Raw genomic sequence first — 20,372 nt, 5'->3', positions numbered from 1 at the left:
AACGTTCGCAGGGATAGGTGAATTGATTTGTCATCGCAGGAAAACAAACTCCTTGGTATTGATCAGAGCGTGAGCGAAATCGGCCCACGCATCCAATTCGGAATCACCGTGATCGGACGCCAAATAGGCTTCGGCAATCGCGGTTTCTTGTGCGGACGGTTGACGCGCAAACGCCGACTCGTACATCCACTTGATACGGTCCGCTGGGGCAGGATGATCCTGGATCACCCTCTCGGCCCATTGTCTGGCTTGCTGAACGACAAACGGATCGTTCATCAGGATCAGCGACTGCGCGGGCACGTTAGACACGTTGCGGCGTCCCATCGTGCTGAAGGGAACCGGTGTGTCAAAGGTCAGCATGAAGGGTGAAAGGAAATTACGACGCACCGCGATATAGAGCGACCGCCGTCCATCGCCGTCGATCGGACCGCTAACCTTTGGACGGCCGCGACCATCCATAAACGAGGTCAATTGAATGGGAACCGGTTCGCCATACATCGTTTTGTCCAATCGCCCGGACAACGCCAATAACGTGTCGCGGATCGCTTCCCCTTCGAGTCGTTTGGGCGGGCGATGGTGCCACAACAAGTTTTTGGGATCCGCCTCGGCTGCGACCGGACTCACCCGGCTGGACATTTGATAAGTACGCGACAACACAATGTAGCGGATCATTCGTTTGATGCTTTGGCCATCGTCTTGAAAACGAGTTGCCAAATGATCAAGAAGTTCAGGGTGGCTGGGTCTTTGTCCAAGCACACCAAAGTCGTCGGTCGTCGGCACGATGCCGCGTCCCATCAAGTAATGCCAAATGCGATTGACGATCACTCGCGGGGTCAGCGGGTTATTCGGGTCGTTGATGTGTTGTGCCAATTCGAGTCGTCCGCTGCCCGATTTGATCTCCATAGGACGATTCCCTGCCAACGCCGTCAGAAAATGACGCGGCTCGATATCGCCGGGCTTGGACGCATTACCGCGAATGAAGATTGCAGCGTCTTCACCGCTGCCGTCGAGCATCGCCATCGCAGTATGCGACGGTTTCATGATTTGCGAACGTAGCAGCTCGCGTTCATCCGCCCACGCATTCGCAAGTTGTTGCAATTGTTCGGCAAGTTCTTGTTTTGCCCCCAATCCGGCACCCGCAGCCCTGTCGCCAGCGATTTCGAACTTGCTTGCTTTATCCGCATTGCGAAACGCGGACGCCGCGTTTTGCTTGGCCTGTTTGATCTGCTCGGCGGATCCTTGAATTACCCACTGGACTTCGAGCTGTTTGTCGGTTTTAGGTGTGAATTCCAAATGTAATCGGTGGCCGAGATAACGAGCTAGATTCAATTCCACTGACGTCGCATTTTTGGGAATCGTTTGCACCGTTTCGCCGTGCAGTGGCCCCGCGATCAACCGATGCGAATCGACACACACCACGACGTGCCCTTCACCGCGAACCTTGCAGACGACTCGTTCCCCGGTCAACTCAAACGTCGGGGTTCGCAAGGTTCGGCCGCTGCGAGGCAGATTCTTCAGCTTGCTGCGATTTTGGATCCCGGTTTCTCGGAGTGATTGGAGCCCATTCCACAGCGGATCGCTCGTAGCCGAACCATGGGATGCCACACGGATCGTTGGCTCACCTTCGCTGACATCCAAATAAGCATCGCCGGCGCGTCGCGGAGAATCGCCGAAAATAAATCCGTCCTGCATGAAATGCTCGCGAGGCAACGTCTGGTAATCCAGCACAAGCAGGTCCGTGATCGCCGATGGCAACGCGATGGGTTCTGGCAGTTTACCGTCATGCTGACGGACCACTTCGCTGACTCGTTCGCGATAAGCTTCGTCGACTTTGGCAAGCCGCTCAGCCACACGACGGTTGTGTTCCAACGACTCAAAACGCACTTGCCGATAATCACTGCTCTGCAGAAATCCCGTTAACGAGTAGTAATCCGCCGTCGAGATCGCATCAAATTTGTGGTCGTGGCAACGTGCACAGGAAACGGTCACGCCCAAGAACGTTTTCGACATCACATCGACCATGTTGTCAAAGCGATCCGCTTCGTCTTTGCGGATATCGACCGGCGAATGCACCCATTCGCCGAGGAACCAGAATCCGGTTCCCAGTACCGATTCATTGTACCCGTCGTCGGGATTAAGCCGTGGCTGTGGCAATAAGTCGCCGGCGATATGTTCGCGGACAAGTTGGTCGTAGGGCACATCGGCGTTGAATGCGCGGATGACGTAGTCGCGATACTGAAACGCATTCAACGCATCATCGTCAAACTCGTGCCCTCGGGATTCGGCGTACCGCACCAAGTCCAACCAGTGCCGTCCCCAGCGCTCGCCAAACTGGGGCGATTCAAGCAGCTCGTCAACCAATCGCTCAAGGGCTCCTGGCGAAGTGTCACTCAGAAATTTCGCCGTTTGTTCAGGCGTGGGTGGCAGCCCGATGAGATCAAAGTACAAACGACGCAAGATCGCGGATCGATCGGCGGCTTCGGCCGGGTGCAGATCGCTCTGCTCGAGTTTCGACAAGATGAAGCGATCCAGATCCGCGGTCGGCCAAGTCGCGTTTTTGACAGCGGGAAGGGGCCGCGATTGGACAGGCTGCCAAACCCAATGATCTTTTTTCCGCTGCTGCAAATCAAAATCGGGTGCCGCCGTCTTTGTCTCGGGCGCCTCTTCGATGGGCCATGGTGCGCCGAGTTGGATCCATTTTTCAAACGTCGCGATCTGATCGTCGCTAAGTTTTCCCTTAGGCGGCATCTCGTACGATTCGTAGCGAATCGCTTCCATGAACAAACTGGCCTCGGGATCGCCAGGTTCGATCGATGCACCGGAGTCACCTCCATCGATCATTCCCGCCCGCGTATCGACCCGCAACCCCGCTTGCAGCTTCTCAGCCGATGCACTGTGACACGAGTAACAATGTTCAGCCAATAACGGGCGAACCTCTTTCTCAAAGAACTCTATTTGTTCCGCAGACGGTTCGGCTTGTTCCCCTGCCTGAGCTGAGGTCGAAGTGACACAAAGCAAGCCGGCAACCACGATCAAACGAACAGCGGAAAACAACAATTGCATCGGCGATGGTCCAAGGCGGCAAAAGGGTGCAGACAACATGGATAAACTCATGTCAAATGAATTGCGTCATGGGTGGCGGGAAGAAATACGGCGGGACCTTGAAGAAGGCAGGACACTAATTATGGCGTAAAAACGGCTTGTGTCGAGGACAATTTGCGTCAGTCCTTTAACGATTTGCGACACCGCCCCCCCCCGATCCAATGGAGACTGTTGGTGCTATTTACCGTTTTGACTAACGCTGTGAAGCAATTTCTTGTGGCTACCTTGGCCAGCAGATGGTGATTTCGTATTGGCCGGCAACCCTTTACGCTCTGGCGAGCGCCGCTACAAAACGCAAATACCTTCACGAAACTGCCGCTGCAAACGCACACACAAGCCGCCCGCTTAAAACAATTGATAGGCTTTGGCATCGAGCGTCTTGGCGAGCTCAGGATCGTTGGCCCTCTCCAGCAGGTCATAGTAGGCGTAGGGATACTTAAAAACGTGTCCGATGCCGAGCGTCTTGTCGCCTCGTTGTTGCCAGTAACTGACGTCGTTGGGCCTGAGTTTGCTGGGCTTGTGATCCGCGATTTTGCGGCTACTCGAATCGGGCCCTTGCCGCGTCACGGTCACGTATTTGCGAAACGCCGTGCGGCAGCTTTCGGCCCACTCGGCATCACCCATCGCAGCCATCTCGACGAGCGACTGTCCGAACGTCAACATGTGACCGGCAAAGCCTTGGCCAAAACCGACAAAGCGATCGATGGCATCACTCGCCTCTTGCAAGACGAATTTTGAGGCTGCGGCCGAATCCGTGAACGGTGGCGGATCGATATCCTCGTCGGGTTCGACATCTCGCCACGGCTTGAACGCGCGAATCAGATTGCACACGCCATCGACTCGTTGGCGTGTCGCCGCGGAGGGCAACATACGAAATGCCTTGATCGCATGCATCGCAAAAATTGCGTCGTGGCCAACCTCGCGAAGCACCCCGCTGTTTTCGGCAAGCGCCTTGCCGACTTGCTCGGCCGCGTCAGGAACAGGATCGCCTTCAGGAAACGGCTCGCACAGCTTTGTTGGCGCCCAATTCCGATCAAACAACTCGACAATCCGAGTGGCCGCTGCGTCGTCGAAATCATTATCCACACACATCATGTGTGCCGAGATCATTGCTGCACCACGATGTCCGTCGGCGAAATAGTTCATCTCCGGCGCTCTCGCCAACGCGTTCAGTCCCAATAAAACCAACCGCTTCTGCTGCAAACTTGGTTCTTCGGCAAACGATGTCGGAGTCCCCGGCATCAGACATCCGCCTAGAAATGCGGCACTGCCCAGCGAAAATCGGCGGCGATTGAGACGGGGATTTATCGGCGGATTCATCAGCAAGGCCTTAAAATCGGATTCGGATAACACGAGGAAGATCACCGATCATTTTACCTCAGCGAAACCTTCGACGCTGATGAAGACCGATCTACTTGACGCGTTTCATCAACAATTGGTGAGGGATCGCCATCAAGTCCACAGCAATGTCAGCGATGATCGTTCGCCCCTTGGTCAGCCACGCCGAGGCGAATGCCCACACCGCGATCCACTCCATCCAAAACAAAAAGTTGTATTCGTTTAACGTCCGCTTCCATTCGGGTGAGATCAGAAACAGATAGCCACCCATTGCTGCCATGCTCAGCAAAATCACCACACCGCTGGCCCGGTAAACAAAGTTCCGCTCGGCTTCATGCGGTTCCATTTCGCGGTTGTTCGCTTTGGAACTCGGAAAATGAAACAGCGAATAAGTGGCAAGCGTCAAAAAGAACACCCCGCCGCTGATCGAATGCAGGTAACCAATCAACGACTTTTGATACAGCGGATCACTATTCGGATCCAATGGAAACAGTGCCACTCCCAACGCGGAAACGCAGCCCAGATTGGCAGTCCAGCTCTCGATCCGGTCGTACCCCCGATAGCAGAACAAAAAGATTCCGATCGAACACATCGTGCCCACGAAGATGTCACGCAGACCGGTGTGATAGTAGCTGCTAATGTTGTCTTGGAAATCGATTCCAAAAAACAGCCAACCAACCGGCCCGAGCACGATCGGCAACAAAAATCCGCTGACACCAATTGCGCGTCGGATGCCCATGTACGAGAGCACGAGGGCGTTTGTCTTGTCAGAAAGATTGGGAATCATGTTGGGTTCGTTAAAAAAAAGCGAGCCACTCAGTTCATTTTGGAGGTCAGTTCATCTCGCGAGATTTGCGTTGGGCACGCTGCTTATCGCGAAACCGCTTTTTACGCTTCGCATCTTTTTCTTTGGACGCTTCTTCTTTCTCGGCAATCACCTTTGCCGTTTGCACCTGCTCGCGTCTCATCAACTCGGGCGTTTCGAGAGTTAACCGGCCAAGTTCACCGCCACGAATATCATTCACCAAAATCCGCGAGGCTCGATCGATGTCGACGAGATTACTTTTACCAAGACAACCTCGGCGTCGGCCGATCGCTTCGATCAGTTCTAAATCAGTGCCAGGCACTGAAGTCAAATCGTACCGCTGCATCAACCGTTCGGGATAGTTTGCGGCCAAGTAGCGAGCCCCAAAGAAACCGATGTCGGCGTAATCCATCGCGGTGTCTTTGATCGAACCGACCAAGCCCAGCCGATAACCGCTGTTCACATTATGCACGTTCGGCCACAGCACGCCGGGCGTATCCAACAGTGCAACGCTGTCGCCAATGTTGACACGTTGTTGCTGCTGAGTCACCGCGGGCGTGTTCCCCGTTTTGGCAATCTTTCGATTCGCCAGGAAATTGATAATTGTGGATTTGCCGACGTTCGGAATACCAACGATCATGGCGGTGATCGTCATGCCAGCGCGGTGCGGCACCATTTTGGCAACGATGTGTTTCAATCGCCGAATCGTTGGCACGTCTTCGGTCGTGACCGCATGGGCGCGGACGCCCACCGATTCCTCGAAATGCGAGATCCAGATCTCCGTCATCGCATCGTCGGCAAGGTCGCTCTTGGCCAACACCTTCAAACAAGGTTTGTCGCCACGCAGTTCAGCCAGCATCGGATTCTCGCTCGAATAGGGAATCCGCGCATCGAGCACCTCGATGACCACATCGACTTTGGGGAGCACCGATTGAATTTCGAGCCGGGCTTTGTGCATATGCCCCGGAAACCACTGAATTGACATAAGGGAGTCGTCGCTAACAAGGAAAATGTGGGATAGGCTTCCAGCCTGTCATCGGCAACCGCTCGCGTAGCGACAACAAGACAAGAGTTTCGGCCTGGGTCGTATTTGGCCTGCCCGTTTTTAGCCTGCGTCATTTCATCCCGCAACATTTCGGCCAATATCAGGGGGGGGACCGAAAGTCTTGGCGACTTTCGCTACGGGCAGACGGACTTTCGCTACGGGCAGACGGGCGCACGCAAGACAGCAAGTCTATCCCACAGTGTCACCGGTGGCGATCATCCTGGTAACCCCCTCTTGGCAGTGTTCCCGCCGATCTGCGGGTTTTCCCGCGTCTAAGTAGATGACATTAGCCGCGAACCTACTTGCCGCCGAACACCTGGTAGCCGGGAACCTCAGTTCGAACGCTCCACAACGTTCCTCCCGCGGTCACGAACAACGTCTTGCCGTCTTTCCCCCCGAACGCACAATTGGTGGTTTCGTCACGGGGGATCGCGAGAAAACCGATCTGTTTGCCCTCGGGCGAAAAGACGTAAATGCCTGCGGTCGGAGCATCCGCCGTTTGAGCCGGCGGCCGTGGCTTGTTCAGCCCGGCGGCCACATACAGCCGGCCTCGTTGGTCCAACTTCATGCCGTCGGGTCCTCGCGTAGTCCCCCAATCATGAATCAACGTTTGGGTTTCGAGATCGGGCGTCCCATCGGCGTGCATGCTAAACCGCCAAAGCTTCCTCGCGCCACCGAGTTCGTTGTTGTTGTCGGCCACGTATAGGTACCGATCGTCGGGTGTGATGATCAGCCCATTGGGGCGATCGACTTCGTGAGTGATAATGCGAGTCACACTGCCATCGGGATCAATTCGGTACACCCCTTCGACTTTTCGTCCCTGATCGTCCAACATCTCCATCCCGCTACGATCCCCGTATTGCGGATCGGTGAAGTAGATCCGGTTTTTGGAGTCGATCGTCAGATCATTGGGCTGATTGAATTTGCTTCCGTCGTAGGAGTCCGTCAGCACGTGGAGCGAACCATCCGCCTCGATTCGTTCGACCCGGCGGCGTTTGTTATCACAAATCAGTAACCGGCCTTGTCGATCGAACAGCAGACCATTGGACCCGGCGTCAGTTCGAAATACCGATGTCTGCCCCGCAAGATCACGGCGATTGATGTTCCCTTCGCCGCTGGTCAACAACCCCAACTGTGGATGCCACACCGGGCCTTCGCCTGCACCGTGGTGTTGCAATAGTTCCGGCTCGCCGACAAAGACCGAATCATCCGCCGCAACGGTGGATCGGAGACACAAACCAGCAAAAAGCGAGAACAGCAGAATCGAGAGCGGGTGACGATTTTCGAGGCAGCGGGCGAGCATGGATTTCAGTTCCATTGGCGAATAAAGAGGTGGATGTCATGATTCACCGTCGTTGACAACAATGCAAGTCAAAACAATGGCAAAGCAACGAATCGTATCGAGCTAGGATCAGTAACCCGATGGATGAAGACACAATTTACAGTATGTTGGGCGGCGAAACGGCCGTTCGCGGCCTCGTCGACCGTTTCTATGACCTGATGTCGGAATTGCCGGCAGCACGCCCGATTCGTGAAATGCATCCGCCAGATCTGACCGAGTCACGGGACAAGCTGTTCAAATTCTTGTCAGGGTTTTGGGGTGGGCCATCGTTGTACATCCAGCAGTACGGGCACCCAATGTTGCGAGCAAGACACCTGCCGTTTCCAATCGGCGATAGCGAACGCGATCAATGGATGATGTGCATGACCCAAGCGATCGACGAACGTGTCGAGAACAAACCGCTCGCCGATCATCTAAAAATGACGTTTCAACGCACGGCCGACCACATGCGAAACCAACACGAATAGGCTTCCGTCTGTGTGGGATAGGCTTCTTGCCTGTCATCGGTTTTCTCTTCTTAAATCGCGAGTCTTCGCGGCTTTCGCGACGACCAACTTGCCGACGCGATCGCATCTCTACGACAGATAGGAACGCCTGTTCTACCTTTCAGATTGGCACCATCGCAGACCCAAGACCTTCCCCGCATTGATGGGGGGCGGTGCAGTTCTAGAATGAAAGAAAGGGCTCGATCACGCTTCTTTTTTTCGAGGGAGGACTGAACGATGTGTCGCACTTACCTACTAAGCCTATTGTCGGCGGTATTTTTTGCTGGTGCGATTGGACTTGCCAACGACGCGAATCCAGAGATTCCATCCTCATCGCCCGGTTCGATCAGCGACCAGACACCGCCTGGAGCCCAGGCCCCGTTGCTGGTCGGCATCACGGTCCATCCGCGTGAAATCAGCACCAATTCGGCGGAGGCCCAGCGTTATTTTGACCATGGACTGAACCTCACCTATGCGTTCAATCATGACGAGGCGATTCGATCATTCCAGGAAGCCGTCCGTCACGATCCACAGTGTGCGATGGCGTGGTGGGGAATTGCACTTTGCAATGGACCTCACATCAACAATCCTCCGATGGACAAACCTCATTCGATCGCCGCTTGGCAGGCGCTCGAAAAAGCACAAGCCAACAGCAAGCTAGGCACGCCCGTCGAACGTGCTCTGATCGAAGCACTGACGCGACGCTATCGCAGTAATGTTGATGAAAACATCGCCGAACGAGAAACGCTGAACCAGAACTACGCCGACGCTATGCAGCGAGTCCACCAGCAATTCCCGGACGACCACGATGTTGCAGTACTTTACGCCGAGTCATTGATGGATTTACGCCCATGGGACTTGTGGTCCGACGAGGGCGAAGCACGAGTGGAAACGCATCAGGTTTTGCAGTTGCTTGAAAACGTGATGACCGCCGTCCCCAATCACCCTGGCGCGAACCATTTGTACATTCACGCGGTGGAAGCATCCCCACATCCGGAGCGCGGCTCCGCGGCAGCCGATCGACTCCGCACGCTAATGCCTGGATCGGGGCACATGGTTCACATGCCCGCTCATATTGACGTACGGACGGGCAAGTGGGCTCAGGCTGCCGAGCAAAACGAGATGTCGATGAAGGTCGACCGCGTCTATCGCCAAGTTTCACCGCACCAAAATTTCTACTCGATTTACATGCTCCACAATCCTCACTTCCTGTCGTTCGTTTGCATGATGCAGGGACGACGAGAGCGTGCGATCGAAGCGGCACAGCAAACGCTTGTCTCCATCCCGGCTGACTTCTTGAACCAGTCGCCTGAATTGGCGGATCCATTTATGTCGATCCAGTACCAAGTGATGGTCCGGTTCGGACAATGGGAGAAATTGCTCGCGATGCCTGCGCCAAGTGATCAATTACCGATCACGACGGCGATGTGGCGGTTTGCTCGAGCGACCGCATTGGCGGCCAAGCAAGACTTGGCAGCGGCCGAGCAAGAACAAACGCTTTTCCGCGAGGCCGTCGCCAAGGTGGATCGCGAGGCGAAAGGGGCAATCAACGCCGCTCATGACATTTTGAAAGTCGGCGAGCATACATTGGCGGGTGAAATCGCGTTCCAAAAAGGGGATATCGATACCGCGATATCGGAGCTACAAAAGGGTGTCGCCGCTGAAACGGAACTGCTGTACATGGAACCGCCCGAGTGGATTCAGCCGGTCCGCCATTCACTCGGCGCCGTCTTGGTCGCCGCGGAGCGATGGGACGAAGCCGAACAGGTGTACCGCAAAGACCTTTCGCTGTGGCCCGAAAACGGATGGTCGCTGTACGGATTATCGCAATGTTTAAAAGCGAAAGGCGACGATGCGGCCGCCAAAGAAATTGATGAACGATTCCGTGTCGCGTGGCGCGATGCCGACATCCGCATCGGAGCAACTTGCTTGTGCGTGCCGGACGCAAAACCGGGGTCGCCAAACGCAAAACGATGAACAGGAAATTTGGGCATGAGTAAACCCCACCCGAAACCGATTCCCGCAGGCGAAGTCCGGGGCCTTGCTTTGGATGTGATCAAACAGGATCGCTTTCCCTACTTGGCAACCATCGACGGCGATCAACCGCGACTGCGGCCGGTGTCGCCGGTTCGCACCGATGGCTTCACCGTCTACGTCGCCAATTTGCGTGGCTACCACAAAACAGAAGAGATTGCTGCGAATCCGAATGTTGAACTCTGCTACTTGAGTGACTCGCATGATCAAGTCCGAATCACCGGCGTTGCCACGATCGTGGATGACCGAGCGACCTTGGAATCAATCTGGAACGACAATCCGCTGCTGCGGCAATATCTCGGCAGCATCGACAATCCCGATCTGATCCTCTATCGCATTGCCCCTAACCGAGTCCGATTCATGCGTGAATGGGCGATCGAGTATCACGAGGTCGACATCCACGCGAAGACGAATCCGGTGGCCGATGCGTGAACTATTTCGCACGCTGCCCCTGATGTGTGTCGTCCTGCTGGTTCCCGTGCTGCCGTTCCTGTTTTTCGGAGGTCGATTGGAAGATTGGCTACGTGGCGTGGCGGAAGATCCGCCGTCGGTAACCTCCACAGCGGCGTTGATCATCGGGCTGTTGGCCACTGATATCCTGTTGCCGATTCCATCGAGCGTCGTCAGCACGCTGAGCGGTTGGCAACTCGGTTGGTGGCGTGGAACGATCGCAACTTGGGTGGGCATGAATCTGGGTGCCATCATTGGGTTCGCCTTGGCGCGGCGATGGGGTAAACCGTTTGCCCTTTGGTTCAGCAGCGGTGAGGATCTGCAGCGAATGCAGGCGATCAGCGATCGATATGGCCCCTATGTCTTGGTCATCACGCGTGCGGTCCCGGTGTTTGCCGAAGCGAGCGTGTTGATTGCCGGCATCCACCAATTGTCGTGGCGACGTTTTCTGCCGGCGGTGATGTTTAGCAATCTCGGCATCGCGATCGCGTACTCGGTTTTTGGCGACTTTGCCGAACGACATCAATGGCTGCCACTTGCGTTAGGGGTATCGGTCGCTGTCCCCGTGCTCGTTGCCGCAGCGGCGAAACGGTACCTCCCCCAATGAGTCATTGATGGCCCCAATGAGACATTGATGGCATAGACGGACACGATTCTTCGGTTAAACTTTCGTCGATGAATAAACGACTCACCAAAATCAGTAAATATCTAAGCTTCGTGCTGAAGCACCACCCCGAGGCAATCGGAATCCGCCTCGATCCGTACGGCTACGTGAACATCGAAGAGCTGGTAAAAAATGCAAACGCCAGCGGCAAATCGATCACGACGGAATTGGTTTACCAAGTCGTCGCCGAGAGCGAAGAACAGCGATTCAGCTTGAGCGACGATCGGCTTCGCATTCGCGCGACTTGACACCGTTTTTCGAGTCCGCTTGCCGCAGCCCCCCCAACCTGACAACGCTCCTGTGACGCTCGAACTTATCGCTATCCCAAAATCGATCAAAGCAAATCCGCTAACGCCACGCGAGATTGATTTAATCGATCAAACCAACGACCGCATCGAAGCGTTCATGTTGGGCGATTCCGCAGTGATCGAAACCTTTGTGCCTTGCGATTTCCAGTGGCTGGCTCAGTGTTTCGAGTGGATTGACCAGCAACGCTTGGCAGCGGGGACGCGGTTTTGCGAACTCGGCAGCGGATTCGGCGTTGCCGCGATGTTAGCCGCTCTGCGAGGGAAGACCTCCGTCGGAATCGAAATCGAATCGGCGTTGGTGGACCAGTCCAATCGACTGGCGAAGGACCTCGGGATTGCCGCTCGGTTTTACTGCGGTACCTTCGTGCCAAGTCCGATGGCGGGATCATTGGCGTCGTCACACGAGGTCGATCATATTGCAACCGGCGGCGATGATGTCTACGACGCTACCGGGATCGCGTTTAACGAGTTCGATCTATTCTTTGCCTTTCCATGGCCAGGCGAACACGAATTCTATGAAACGCTAGTCGACACCTGTGCCGCCCCCGGCGCATTGTTATTGACCTACAGCGAACTCGCAGGCATGAAGTTGTTTCGTAAGCCGTAATGGTGGTTGTAGCCCTCCTCGGACGCTAGAGACTGCTGTATTAGTGCCAGTTTAGCGTAGCGGAAGTCGTGCGTGACTTTCGTTCGATCGCGTATGCCCCCCGAAACTCTTGACGAGTTCCGCTACGAAATCCGTCACAACGTTTGGCCCAACCGGCTAACGTGATTGTTCGCGGCTTTGGCGCTAGCCACCGTTCCGTTGTTCAACCAAAACGCCTCCTCAAAAAGGCCGCAGCGGAACCGAGCCGCTCCGTGTTGGATTTGACAACGTGCCGATCCGGCGTCCCCACCGCGGCTCGAGATCCGTTATGCTGGGGACACTCCCGCCCCAAACGCCCCGCCACTGAATCGACCTTGTTAGCGTTTGCTCCGCTAACAAACGACGTTGAGAACCCCGCCTATGACTGTTCCACAAGATGCGCTGCGTCATGGCGATCCCGAATCGCCGCACGCCGCCAGCACCGTTCGCATGCGAGTTGTCGCGGTCAGCGTGCTGATGGCGTTTATGCTGTATCTGGACCGCGTCTGCTTGGGCGAGATCGTCAAAAGCGACTCCTTCCTTGGCGATTTCCCTGACGCCAGTAAAGAAGAGATTGGCGAGGTGCTCGGCGCATTCTTTTTCGCTTACGCCCTCTTCCAAGTCCCTTCGGGGTGGGCCAGCGATCGGTTTGGCGGCCGAGTGATGCTGACATTCTATATACTTGCTTGGTCGCTGCTCACCGGATTGTCGGGAATGGCTGGCACGCTCGGCGGACTGTTGATGGCCCGACTCGCCTTTGGCGTAGTCCAAGCCGGCGCGTATCCGACCAGCAGTGGAGTGATCCGCCGCTGGTTCCATTTTCGCAATCGAGCGATGGCCAGCTCGTTTGTGTCGATTGGCGGCCGTCTGGGCGGAACGCTTGCCCCGTTCCTGACCACGCTGTTGATTCTGCAGCTCAGTAGTTGGCGCTACGTGCTGTATCTGTACAGCATCGTTGGGATCGTTGCCGCAGCGGCCTATTGGATCATCGTTCGCAACCGTCCCGAGGATCACCCGAACGTCAATGCAAACGAAATCGAATTGATCGGAAAGCTCGACGCTGACGAAGCTAAAACCGATGCACGCGACATCTTGCCCATGCTAGGGGCGATTATCCAAAGCCGTTCACTGTGGCTCAATTCGCTTGCTCAATTTTGTCTTGTATTTGGCTGGGCATTTTTGATCACTTGGCTGCCCACCTATCTAAAAGAAGAAAAGGGAGTCGAATCGTTCTTGGGGTCATTGATGGTGACCGGGGTGCTTGCGATCGCGATCCCAGGGCAATTGATCGGAGGCTGGCTCGGCAATCGGGCAGTCCGCTCGCTCGGGCATCGCTGGGGACGCATCGCCCCGCTAAGTGCGACCTGTTTCTTAGCAGCACTTGCTTACGTCGGATGCTCGAGTTTTGATTCGGTTTGGATGATCGTCGCCTGCTGTGCGATGGTTTCGCTGATGACCGACATTGGAAACCCCACGGTGTGGGCATTCATGCAGGACGTCGGCGGACGCAACACGGCCGCCGTCTTTGGCTGGGGAAACATGTGGGGCAACTTTGGTGCCGCCGCCAGCGCGATCGCGGTGCCACGCTTGATGACCATGGGCCGATCGATCGACGGAGTGTCAAGCGACGGGCAATCGCTTGTCTTTCTCACTTGCGCGGGCATGTACATGATGGCGGGACTCGCCATTCTTGGAACCGACGCAACCCGACTGATTCGCCAACCCTCGACGCCCCAGCCCCCGACGCCCGATCCCTCGACGCCACCGCCTACTACAACTCTGGAATAAACTCAGCATGAAAATGATCTTCGATGCGCATCTCGACCTCAGCCTGAACGCACTGGAATGGAACCGCGATCTGCGGCAACCGGTGGCAAAAATTCGCGAAACCGAGCGACCGCTACCGCCACGTTTAAATGGCCAAGCCGCCGGCACCGTTTCGTTACCCGAGATGCGTCGCGGAGGCATCGGGTTGTGTGTGGCGACTCAGATCGGAGGCTGTATGAAGCCTCGGTCGTATGTCGCCAATTGGGAATCGCCATCGCAAGCATGGGCGATGACGCAGGGACAATTGGCCTGGTACCGCGAGATGGAACGACTCGGTGAAATGGTACAAATCACTGATCGCGATGGACTCGAAACTCATTTGCTACGCTGGGCGGATCCCGTTGCCGCAGCGGAGCGAAACGAACCGATTGGCTATGTCTTGAGTCTCGAAGGATCCGATTCGATCGTAACGCTTGATCATCTGCAACGTGCATGGCATTACGGACTGCGTGCACTCGGTCCCGCACACTATGGCATCGGACGCTATGCGATGGGACATGACGTGCAGGGAGAATTCCCAGCCAGCGGAATTGAATTGATACGTGCGATGGACCAGCTTGGCATGATTCTAGACGTGACCCACTTAAACGAGCCCTGTTTTTGGCAAGCGATCGAGATCTATGAAGGCCCAGTGTGGGCAAGCCATCAAAATTGCCGCGCGATCGTGGACGATGTACGGCAATTCAGCGACAAACAAATCAAAGCGATCATTGATCGCGATGGAGTGCTCGGGGCCGCCTTTGACGTTTGGATGGTCGTGCCGGGATTTGTTCGAGGGCAATCAACACCCGAATCCATCGGAGTCACGATGCAACACATCGCCGACCACATCGATCACATTTGCCAGTTGGCGGGAAATACAAAGCATTGCGGAATCGGCAGCGATTTGGACGGCGCCTTTGGCCGCGAGCAATCCCCCAGCGATCTTGATACGATTGCGGATCTGCAATCGCTCGACTCAATTCTCAGCGACCGTGGCTACAGCGACGACGATGTGTCCGCCATCTTTCACGGCAATTTCCTGCGGGTACTCAGACGTGCTTTTGCCTGAACCAGGGGCATTATGACGCAAATGGTTGCAAAACGGCGTCCTCTGCGTTCGTTGCTGCGTCTCTCGTTCCGCTGTATCTTAACAGGTAGGTCCAAGAGGATTGACAATCAAACTTTTGTCCTCGTACCCGATGCAGCCTTATCTCTACCTGGAATTCCATTATGCGAAACGTCATTCACGCTGGCTTCTTGTTTGCTTTGGCTGCATCGCTGGGTTGTCTCCCATCGACTTCGACGTCCGACTCGGCGGGTTCGTCGACACCAGGCGTCACGGCCGAAGAGGCGACTCCACGTGAAACGGTCGGCAAGACGACTCAAAACGTATTAGATCTGGAACAAGCGTTCCGCGACGGTGCCGAGCTAGCAAGCACAAAGATCGAATCCAAAAACCCATTGATGATCAACGCCGATGCCTATCGAACATCGGTCGGGAAAATTGGGGGCATGGGGGTTGAACACGCGATTCAACTTCGCAACGCGCAAAGCATCCAAGATCCCAAGCCATTAACGCACGACGTGTTCATGGCCGAGATCATCAAGAAGGATCAACCCGATGGCATCCGCTTGCCGATGCTGCCGTATTACCAAGAATACGCGTGGGATCAGAAGAATCAGAAATTGGTCGTGGTCGATTTCCCAGCCAGAAAAGCGGAACGCGAGAAGCAACGTTAAAAACACTCGGTTAGTGCCAAAGCAGATGGTATTTGACGCTAGCCGCGGGGCCCGTCGATTTTATTGAGACATATCCGCAGCGGGTGCTGCGATGCAGCTTGATTTCAGGGTAGCGGAACTCACGCGAGAGTACTTGTCCTGTCCAGGGATTCAACAAACATCTTGACGACATCCGCTACACCCAACCCTAATTTCAAGCGTTGCCGAAGCACGAACGCAATTTGACAAATGACCGGGACACCAACCATCGCAGTGTGAGAGAAACGGCAATGAGTGAAGAAAACCAACCTGCTGCGGTCGCCGTGCTTGATGCGGACGGCTGCCATTTCATCCGCTCTGTCGACCCTGACACGGCGTTGACGTTGTTCGCGGTCGCGTCGGAGGATCCGCACAGCTGGGACGAGATGGTCGACTACTGGCCCCGGTACCGGACACCGGTCGTTTGCGAATTCCTGAGTGGTTTGCCCGTCGAAAAGGTCGATCAAGCCTCGATGATGCAAACGATTCGGCAAACCGACGCATGGATGGTTCTGGATCTGATTCAAAAGCGGTTGATCACCGGCCCCGGCGTTTCCAAGACGGGTCGCGACGAAGCGTTTTCGATGGTCGATGACGACAATGACGATGACCAATCCTTCCCGCTCAGTATTCATTTGCCGCCGTGGTGGGAACTGCACGAACAGGTCGACGCGGCGGTAATTGACGCCATTCGCGAAACTCCGATCCATAAACCCCATGTCGACCGCGACGTGCTGTATGGCGATCCGCTGCTCGAGGACATTGCTTCGCGGGCACTGGACACCGTTCGCAGCGAAGCGTGGTTGACCAGCAATGCGGTCCATAACCCTCGAAGCCGCTATCCGTTTACGATCGCGGTCCATCGTGATTGGTTAATGACACCCCGTGAGGATCTCGGCGGCCGGATGCCCCGCCAATTACTGCACGGAGCTCACAGCTGGATCGGTCTTCTGGTTTGGGCACAACAGCTCCGACTGCATGAACGTGGTCCGATCGTGGCTGCGCCAGACCATGTATTCGGCTATGAAAACGCACCGATGGGGGACGAAGAAATGGTCGTTTATTTCGACATTTGCCGCGAACTCGTCGACGCCGCGTGGGATTGGTGCACAAGTGAACGAGGGATCTACGCCATCCAACACGATCCCGAATGCCATTTGCTATTGGTTCAGTGGCTGCGTGAAGTGAAACAGCAATGGCTTGACGCTCCGTTTGAAGGCGGCTCGCCACCAAGCTTTATTATCGAGTGCAGCCGACGCCGAGTGCCTCGCGGTGTCGGAGTTCCGATTGCAGGCATGACACGACAGGAAGAGAAGGATTCCCACGTGGCCGATTGCGATTGCCCGATTTGCAGCATGATGGCCGATGGAGTCTTCGGCATCGGCGTTGTCGGTCTTGATGGACACCACCTCGAAACCGACAACGAATTCGCCTTTTCGATGTTGGAAACACGCGAAGAGTGGGAAGAGGAACAACGTAGTTACGCAGAATTCGACAAAGAATTTGAGCGTGAAACAACGGGACACGTCGAAGACAACAACGACGAACTGGACGAATTCGAATCAGTATGGTCCGGAAACGTAACGGAGCAGCCGATCCCCGGTGATCCTCACGGACAACTGAAAATGGCTTTTTTGCTATCGGAAATCATTTCGGAAATGGACTCGCTGCAGACAGCCGAGGGCGAGATCCCGATTCTGAATGAACGGTTCCGCGATTACCGAAGCTGCGATGACGACCAGCTCGCAGCGGCGGCGGAACGCTTGAAACAACACTTGCAGTACCTCGCAAACCAACACCCTGAACTCACAGGAAGGTCAGCTGACTTTCAAAGCCGCATCGATGAACAGCTCCGCCAACGAGGCTCTGACGCATCCCCGTGACATCGCCTTAGATGATCGTTCGCACGATACGGTTAATCTTGGTTAGGCATACGTCAAATAGGCGAGCAGTCCAAGTTGAAACAAGGTGATTCCGGATGTGACGCAGTGCCAACTATGAAACCGGGTGCGAAAGAGTTGCACCAATACGCCGAGCACCGTCAGCGTTCCCAATGATTTCCCGATCACAAAGTAACTGAAAAACGTCGGTTCCATTTTCAGCAAGGCGAGGCAAACCGGATTCTTCTCCATTTCGAAGATCGTTTCCGAGTGCACAAACACGAGCAACATGTCGTAGCATGAAATCAGTCCAATCACAGTGCAGCAAACTGTGAAATACATGGAACGAAACCATGCAGGCAGCGTGGGCCACCCTTTAGAAAGTCCGACATATTCAAAAGAAGGTAAGACGTTCGACATCATGTCTCTCTCCATTTAGTTGAAGTGAAAACGTGGTGAGGCATTGGACTCGTCACACCTAACACAAGGCGCGAAGTCCTTCGATAGTTTTGGGGGAGTACGCACATGCCGTGCCACTCCTTCTCGAAGGAGCTGAGTGACCCCTTATCGTCGGCAAGCGGTAATCATCGACAACATTCATTTCTGGGAAGCGTAATGCTGCTTCAAATCGCTCTTTGCACTGCTGTGAAAATTGGCAATCGGCGAAGTCCGCGACCAGTCACAGTGCCAACTAATTAACGCAAAACGAATGAAAACGTGGCATTTGTCAGGAAAGCAAACGAGCTGCTCAAAAGACGGGCACTCGCCAGCGCCGGTTGAAGGGCCGAGAAATTGGCAGGGGAGGATAGAGGGATGCGGACGCAGCAACGGTTTGATAGCGAGGGGCAAATCGCCGCCACAAGTCAGATCAGCGTACGCGATGAAGGAGCGGTGATAGTGGGGATCTGGATTGAGTCACAATGCAGCCCGAAACTCTGGGCGAGTTTCGCTACGAGGTGTTTTGTCAGGCACGCCTTGCACACGACGACAGGCTGGAAGCCTATCCCACATTCGGAACGTGATATGCTGGTGCATCCACGTCGTACTTGCTTTTCTATCACACTCCTTTTGATTGCGATGACCTAATCACATGAGCATCTTGGCTGATTTCAAAAAGTTCGCATTACGTGGCAACATGATTGATCTGGCGATCGGCTTCACCGTCGGTGCCGCCTTTACCACCGTGGTCAAATCGTTGGTCAACGACATCATCATGCCGCCCATTGGATGGATTACGGGGAACGCCGATTTTTCCGACTTGTTTTGGGTACTGCATGTTCCCGAAAAAGTGACGGTGCCCGAGAAAGGCTTTCAGACATTGCAGGCAGCTCAAGATGCTGGCGTCGTCACCATCAACTACGGCATGTTTTTCAACACTTGCTTCTCGCTCGTGATTGTCGCGTTTGCAATGTTCCTGATCATCCGCGCTGTCAATCGTGTGGACGAAGAACTTGATGAGCGTTTTGGTGAACCGAAGCCATCCGAAGAACCGTCCGACAAAAAGTGTGATTTCTGTCGTTCGACGATTCCGTTTCGCGCGATCCGATGTCCTCAATGCACCTCGGAGTTAACCGTCCCAACCGTCAGCGATTCCGGTAAACCCGCCGAGCGACCGGCCACGTAACAGGTTCTGTGCGCCAACGTTTGGAGTGCTTCTCCCGGTGTGAATTTGTTTTGGAGAGGTCAGAACGAGCGGAGCAAGTTCATCAGTGTGCCATCGGCGTGTTAGAGATGACAACGTGCAAGTTCCACGTCACCAGGCCCTCTCCGAAAAACTCGCTGAAGGCTCGACTTCCGCCCCTCCCAACGTTGTTGGGAGGGTGAAGCAAGTCATTGCACGATCAAGCAAGCAAAATGCAATTGGATTACTCGGACGCAACCTCGTGCGACTTCATTCGCAATCGCACCAACAAGTCGTTTAGGGCATCACGAGCCGATGGCAACTCGGGAAGCTGCGAGCGATCATACTCGGCTTCCAGCGCTGCGATCAGCCTTTGATATTCGGATTCATAGAACGCCAAATCGGCTGATGCGAGTGTCGCCTTTTCGGGACCTTCCAACTTTTGACGCATCAAGTCGTCAAGGTACGAAAGCCTCGCATCCTCGTTCAACGTTCCCAAATTGGCTTCGACTACACCGGTTCGCATCAAGTGGATGCCGGTCAACAGCACTCGAAAAACATACAGCAGCGGCTTGACCCGCGGCGGAGATTCCTTGTGAAACAATCGCCACTGCGTTGCCGCGAAACCGAGATAATGATGCGCATGATGGCGTGTGATGCAATCGGCTGCAATCGTTTTCAACTCATCGTGCTCGGGCGTCGTCGACACCACCAGCGGTGAAAAGATTTGTTCAAGCACATAGCCATTGCGTCGCAGCATCAGTTTGAAAAACTTGGCGGCATCATGCGTCACCAAGTCAATCTCCAGTTCGTCGTAAATGCCTTCCTTCTCGACTGTCTCTCTTCCCCCGTCTAAACCGAGCACGGTCGACAGCGGCAGCAAGTGCACGCCACGAAGATCGAAGTCGGAATCGGGAGACGGAAACCCATACAGATGCGCTCCACTGATCGTGGCAAACACCAGCGGAAACGGATGCATCCGCACATGCTTCATCATCTGATCCTGTGGGATAGGCATCCTGCCTGTCATCGGCATTGCTTCCCCGGTGCTCTTTTCCTTAATCCTGTTTTCCCGCTCATCTGTCATCTCAATCCTCCGGTAACGG

18 protein-coding genes are annotated in these 20,372 nt (G+C 55.0%); 11 read left to right on the top strand and 7 right to left on the bottom strand.

The genetic code is table 11. The annotated features are described in order from the left end of the window. Nucleotides 1-30: 30 nt before the first annotated feature. The 5 genes from ABD971_RS35415 to ABD971_RS35395 all read right to left on the bottom strand — a co-directional run bounded on the left by ABD971_RS35415 (nucleotide 31) and on the right by ABD971_RS35395 (nucleotide 7,608). Nucleotides 31-3,063 (bottom strand): PSD1 and planctomycete cytochrome C domain-containing protein, encoded by a 3,033-nt coding sequence (locus tag ABD971_RS35415; protein ID WP_345328453.1) that lies wholly within the window; start codon nucleotides 3,061-3,063, stop codon nucleotides 31-33. 384 nt (nucleotides 3,064-3,447) lie between these two features. Beyond that, the gene (locus ABD971_RS35410; RefSeq protein ID WP_339941797.1) at nucleotides 3,448-4,422 is read right to left on the bottom strand and encodes a hypothetical protein; all 975 of its coding nucleotides are present in this window, start codon (nucleotides 4,420-4,422) and stop codon (nucleotides 3,448-3,450) included. Nucleotides 4,423-4,513: 91 nt separating this feature from the next. Continuing rightward, a complete protein-coding gene (locus ABD971_RS35405) occupies nucleotides 4,514-5,227 on the bottom strand; it encodes a hypothetical protein (RefSeq protein ID WP_339941796.1) in 714 nt (237 codons plus the stop codon). Nucleotides 5,228-5,273: 46 nt separating this feature from the next. Then, nucleotides 5,274-6,230 carry a ribosome biogenesis GTPase YlqF gene (ylqF, locus tag ABD971_RS35400; protein WP_339941795.1) on the bottom strand — a complete coding sequence of 319 codons (957 nt, stop codon included), beginning with the start codon at nucleotides 6,228-6,230 and terminating at the stop codon, nucleotides 5,274-5,276. A gap of 358 nt (nucleotides 6,231-6,588) precedes the next feature. Further along, a complete protein-coding gene (locus tag ABD971_RS35395; protein ID WP_345328452.1) occupies nucleotides 6,589-7,608 on the bottom strand; it encodes an SMP-30/gluconolactonase/LRE family protein in 1,020 nt (339 codons plus the stop codon). Nucleotides 7,609-7,712: 104 nt separating this feature from the next. On the opposite strand from ABD971_RS35395, the gene ABD971_RS35390 reads away from it, so the two are divergent. The 10 genes from ABD971_RS35390 to ABD971_RS35345 all read left to right on the top strand — a co-directional run bounded on the left by ABD971_RS35390 (nucleotide 7,713) and on the right by ABD971_RS35345 (nucleotide 17,648). Further along, nucleotides 7,713-8,099, top strand: coding sequence for a group II truncated hemoglobin (locus tag ABD971_RS35390; protein WP_339941793.1), 387 nt, complete (start codon nucleotides 7,713-7,715; stop codon nucleotides 8,097-8,099). A 255-nt stretch (nucleotides 8,100-8,354) separates the two neighbouring features. Further along, nucleotides 8,355-10,094 (top strand): tetratricopeptide repeat protein, encoded by a 1,740-nt coding sequence (locus ABD971_RS35385; protein WP_345328451.1) that lies wholly within the window; start codon nucleotides 8,355-8,357, stop codon nucleotides 10,092-10,094. 15 nt (nucleotides 10,095-10,109) lie between these two features. Next, nucleotides 10,110-10,583, top strand: coding sequence for a pyridoxamine 5'-phosphate oxidase family protein (locus ABD971_RS35380; RefSeq protein WP_345328450.1), 474 nt, complete (start codon nucleotides 10,110-10,112; stop codon nucleotides 10,581-10,583). Next, on the top strand, nucleotides 10,576-11,208 hold the full coding sequence (locus ABD971_RS35375; RefSeq protein WP_345328449.1) for a TVP38/TMEM64 family protein: 633 nt from the start codon (nucleotides 10,576-10,578) through the stop codon (nucleotides 11,206-11,208). The genes ABD971_RS35380 and ABD971_RS35375 overlap by 8 nt, the downstream gene beginning before the upstream one ends. A 68-nt stretch (nucleotides 11,209-11,276) precedes the next feature. Beyond that, the gene (locus tag ABD971_RS35370) at nucleotides 11,277-11,513 is read left to right on the top strand and encodes an RNA 2'-phosphotransferase (protein ID WP_345328447.1); all 237 of its coding nucleotides are present in this window, start codon (nucleotides 11,277-11,279) and stop codon (nucleotides 11,511-11,513) included. A 52-nt stretch (nucleotides 11,514-11,565) separates the two neighbouring features. Then, nucleotides 11,566-12,180 (top strand): class I SAM-dependent methyltransferase, encoded by a 615-nt coding sequence (locus ABD971_RS35365; protein WP_339941788.1) that lies wholly within the window; start codon nucleotides 11,566-11,568, stop codon nucleotides 12,178-12,180. A 399-nt stretch (nucleotides 12,181-12,579) separates the two neighbouring features. Next, entirely contained in the window at nucleotides 12,580-13,986 is a 1,407-nt protein-coding gene (locus tag ABD971_RS35360) for an MFS transporter (protein ID WP_345328446.1), read from the top strand. A gap of 7 nt (nucleotides 13,987-13,993) precedes the next feature. After that, nucleotides 13,994-15,076 (top strand): dipeptidase, encoded by a 1,083-nt coding sequence (locus ABD971_RS35355; protein WP_339941786.1) that lies wholly within the window; start codon nucleotides 13,994-13,996, stop codon nucleotides 15,074-15,076. A 161-nt stretch (nucleotides 15,077-15,237) separates the two neighbouring features. Further along, nucleotides 15,238-15,747 (top strand): hypothetical protein, encoded by a 510-nt coding sequence (locus tag ABD971_RS35350; protein ID WP_345328445.1) that lies wholly within the window; start codon nucleotides 15,238-15,240, stop codon nucleotides 15,745-15,747. A gap of 269 nt (nucleotides 15,748-16,016) precedes the next feature. Further along, a complete protein-coding gene (locus ABD971_RS35345; protein WP_345328444.1) occupies nucleotides 16,017-17,648 on the top strand; it encodes a hypothetical protein in 1,632 nt (543 codons plus the stop codon). Nucleotides 17,649-17,690: 42 nt separating this feature from the next. Here ABD971_RS35345 and ABD971_RS35340 read toward each other — a convergent pair whose 3' ends face one another. After that, on the bottom strand, nucleotides 17,691-18,065 hold the full coding sequence (locus tag ABD971_RS35340) for a hypothetical protein (protein WP_339941783.1): 375 nt from the start codon (nucleotides 18,063-18,065) through the stop codon (nucleotides 17,691-17,693). A gap of 670 nt (nucleotides 18,066-18,735) precedes the next feature. Between ABD971_RS35340 and mscL the strand changes: the two genes are divergently transcribed. Continuing rightward, the gene (mscL, locus tag ABD971_RS35335; RefSeq protein WP_339941782.1) at nucleotides 18,736-19,269 is read left to right on the top strand and encodes a large conductance mechanosensitive channel protein MscL; all 534 of its coding nucleotides are present in this window, start codon (nucleotides 18,736-18,738) and stop codon (nucleotides 19,267-19,269) included. 241 nt (nucleotides 19,270-19,510) lie between these two features. Here mscL and ABD971_RS35330 read toward each other — a convergent pair whose 3' ends face one another. After that, entirely contained in the window at nucleotides 19,511-20,296 is a 786-nt protein-coding gene (locus ABD971_RS35330) for a nucleotidyltransferase domain-containing protein (RefSeq protein ID WP_425571422.1), read from the bottom strand. Nucleotides 20,297-20,372: the final 76 nt, after the last annotated feature.

It is taken from the genome of Novipirellula rosea, from assembly GCF_039541335.1.
Classification (GTDB): domain Bacteria; phylum Planctomycetota; class Planctomycetia; order Pirellulales; family Pirellulaceae; genus Novipirellula; species Novipirellula rosea.
The sequence above is the reverse complement of the archived record's forward strand: the minus strand, read 5'-3'. Positions and strand labels throughout refer to the sequence as shown.

Excerpts from the sequence above, each read along its gene's own strand:
- ABD971_RS35415 (WP_345328453.1), bottom strand. The coding sequence starts at position 3,063 with ATGCAATTGTTGTTTTCCGCTGTTCGTTTGATCGTGGTTGCCGGCTTG.
- ABD971_RS35410 (WP_339941797.1), bottom strand. The coding sequence starts at position 4,422 with ATGAATCCGCCGATAAATCCCCGTCTCAATCGCCGCCGATTTTCGCTG.
- ABD971_RS35405 (WP_339941796.1), bottom strand. The coding sequence starts at position 5,227 with ATGATTCCCAATCTTTCTGACAAGACAAACGCCCTCGTGCTCTCGTAC.
- ylqF (WP_339941795.1), bottom strand. The coding sequence starts at position 6,230 with ATGTCAATTCAGTGGTTTCCGGGGCATATGCACAAAGCCCGGCTCGAA.
- ABD971_RS35395 (WP_345328452.1), bottom strand. The coding sequence starts at position 7,608 with ATGGAACTGAAATCCATGCTCGCCCGCTGCCTCGAAAATCGTCACCCG.
- ABD971_RS35390 (WP_339941793.1), top strand. The coding sequence starts at position 7,713 with ATGGATGAAGACACAATTTACAGTATGTTGGGCGGCGAAACGGCCGTT.
- ABD971_RS35385 (WP_345328451.1), top strand. The coding sequence starts at position 8,355 with ATGTGTCGCACTTACCTACTAAGCCTATTGTCGGCGGTATTTTTTGCT.
- ABD971_RS35380 (WP_345328450.1), top strand. The coding sequence starts at position 10,110 with ATGAGTAAACCCCACCCGAAACCGATTCCCGCAGGCGAAGTCCGGGGC.
- ABD971_RS35375 (WP_345328449.1), top strand. The coding sequence starts at position 10,576 with ATGCGTGAACTATTTCGCACGCTGCCCCTGATGTGTGTCGTCCTGCTG.
- ABD971_RS35370 (WP_345328447.1), top strand. The coding sequence starts at position 11,277 with ATGAATAAACGACTCACCAAAATCAGTAAATATCTAAGCTTCGTGCTG.
- ABD971_RS35360 (WP_345328446.1), top strand. The coding sequence starts at position 12,580 with ATGACTGTTCCACAAGATGCGCTGCGTCATGGCGATCCCGAATCGCCG.
- ABD971_RS35355 (WP_339941786.1), top strand. The coding sequence starts at position 13,994 with ATGAAAATGATCTTCGATGCGCATCTCGACCTCAGCCTGAACGCACTG.
- ABD971_RS35350 (WP_345328445.1), top strand. The coding sequence starts at position 15,238 with ATGCGAAACGTCATTCACGCTGGCTTCTTGTTTGCTTTGGCTGCATCG.
- ABD971_RS35345 (WP_345328444.1), top strand. The coding sequence starts at position 16,017 with ATGAGTGAAGAAAACCAACCTGCTGCGGTCGCCGTGCTTGATGCGGAC.
- ABD971_RS35340 (WP_339941783.1), bottom strand. The coding sequence starts at position 18,065 with ATGTCGAACGTCTTACCTTCTTTTGAATATGTCGGACTTTCTAAAGGG.
- mscL (WP_339941782.1), top strand. The coding sequence starts at position 18,736 with ATGAGCATCTTGGCTGATTTCAAAAAGTTCGCATTACGTGGCAACATG.
- ABD971_RS35330 (WP_425571422.1), bottom strand. The coding sequence starts at position 20,296 with ATGACAGGCAGGATGCCTATCCCACAGGATCAGATGATGAAGCATGTG.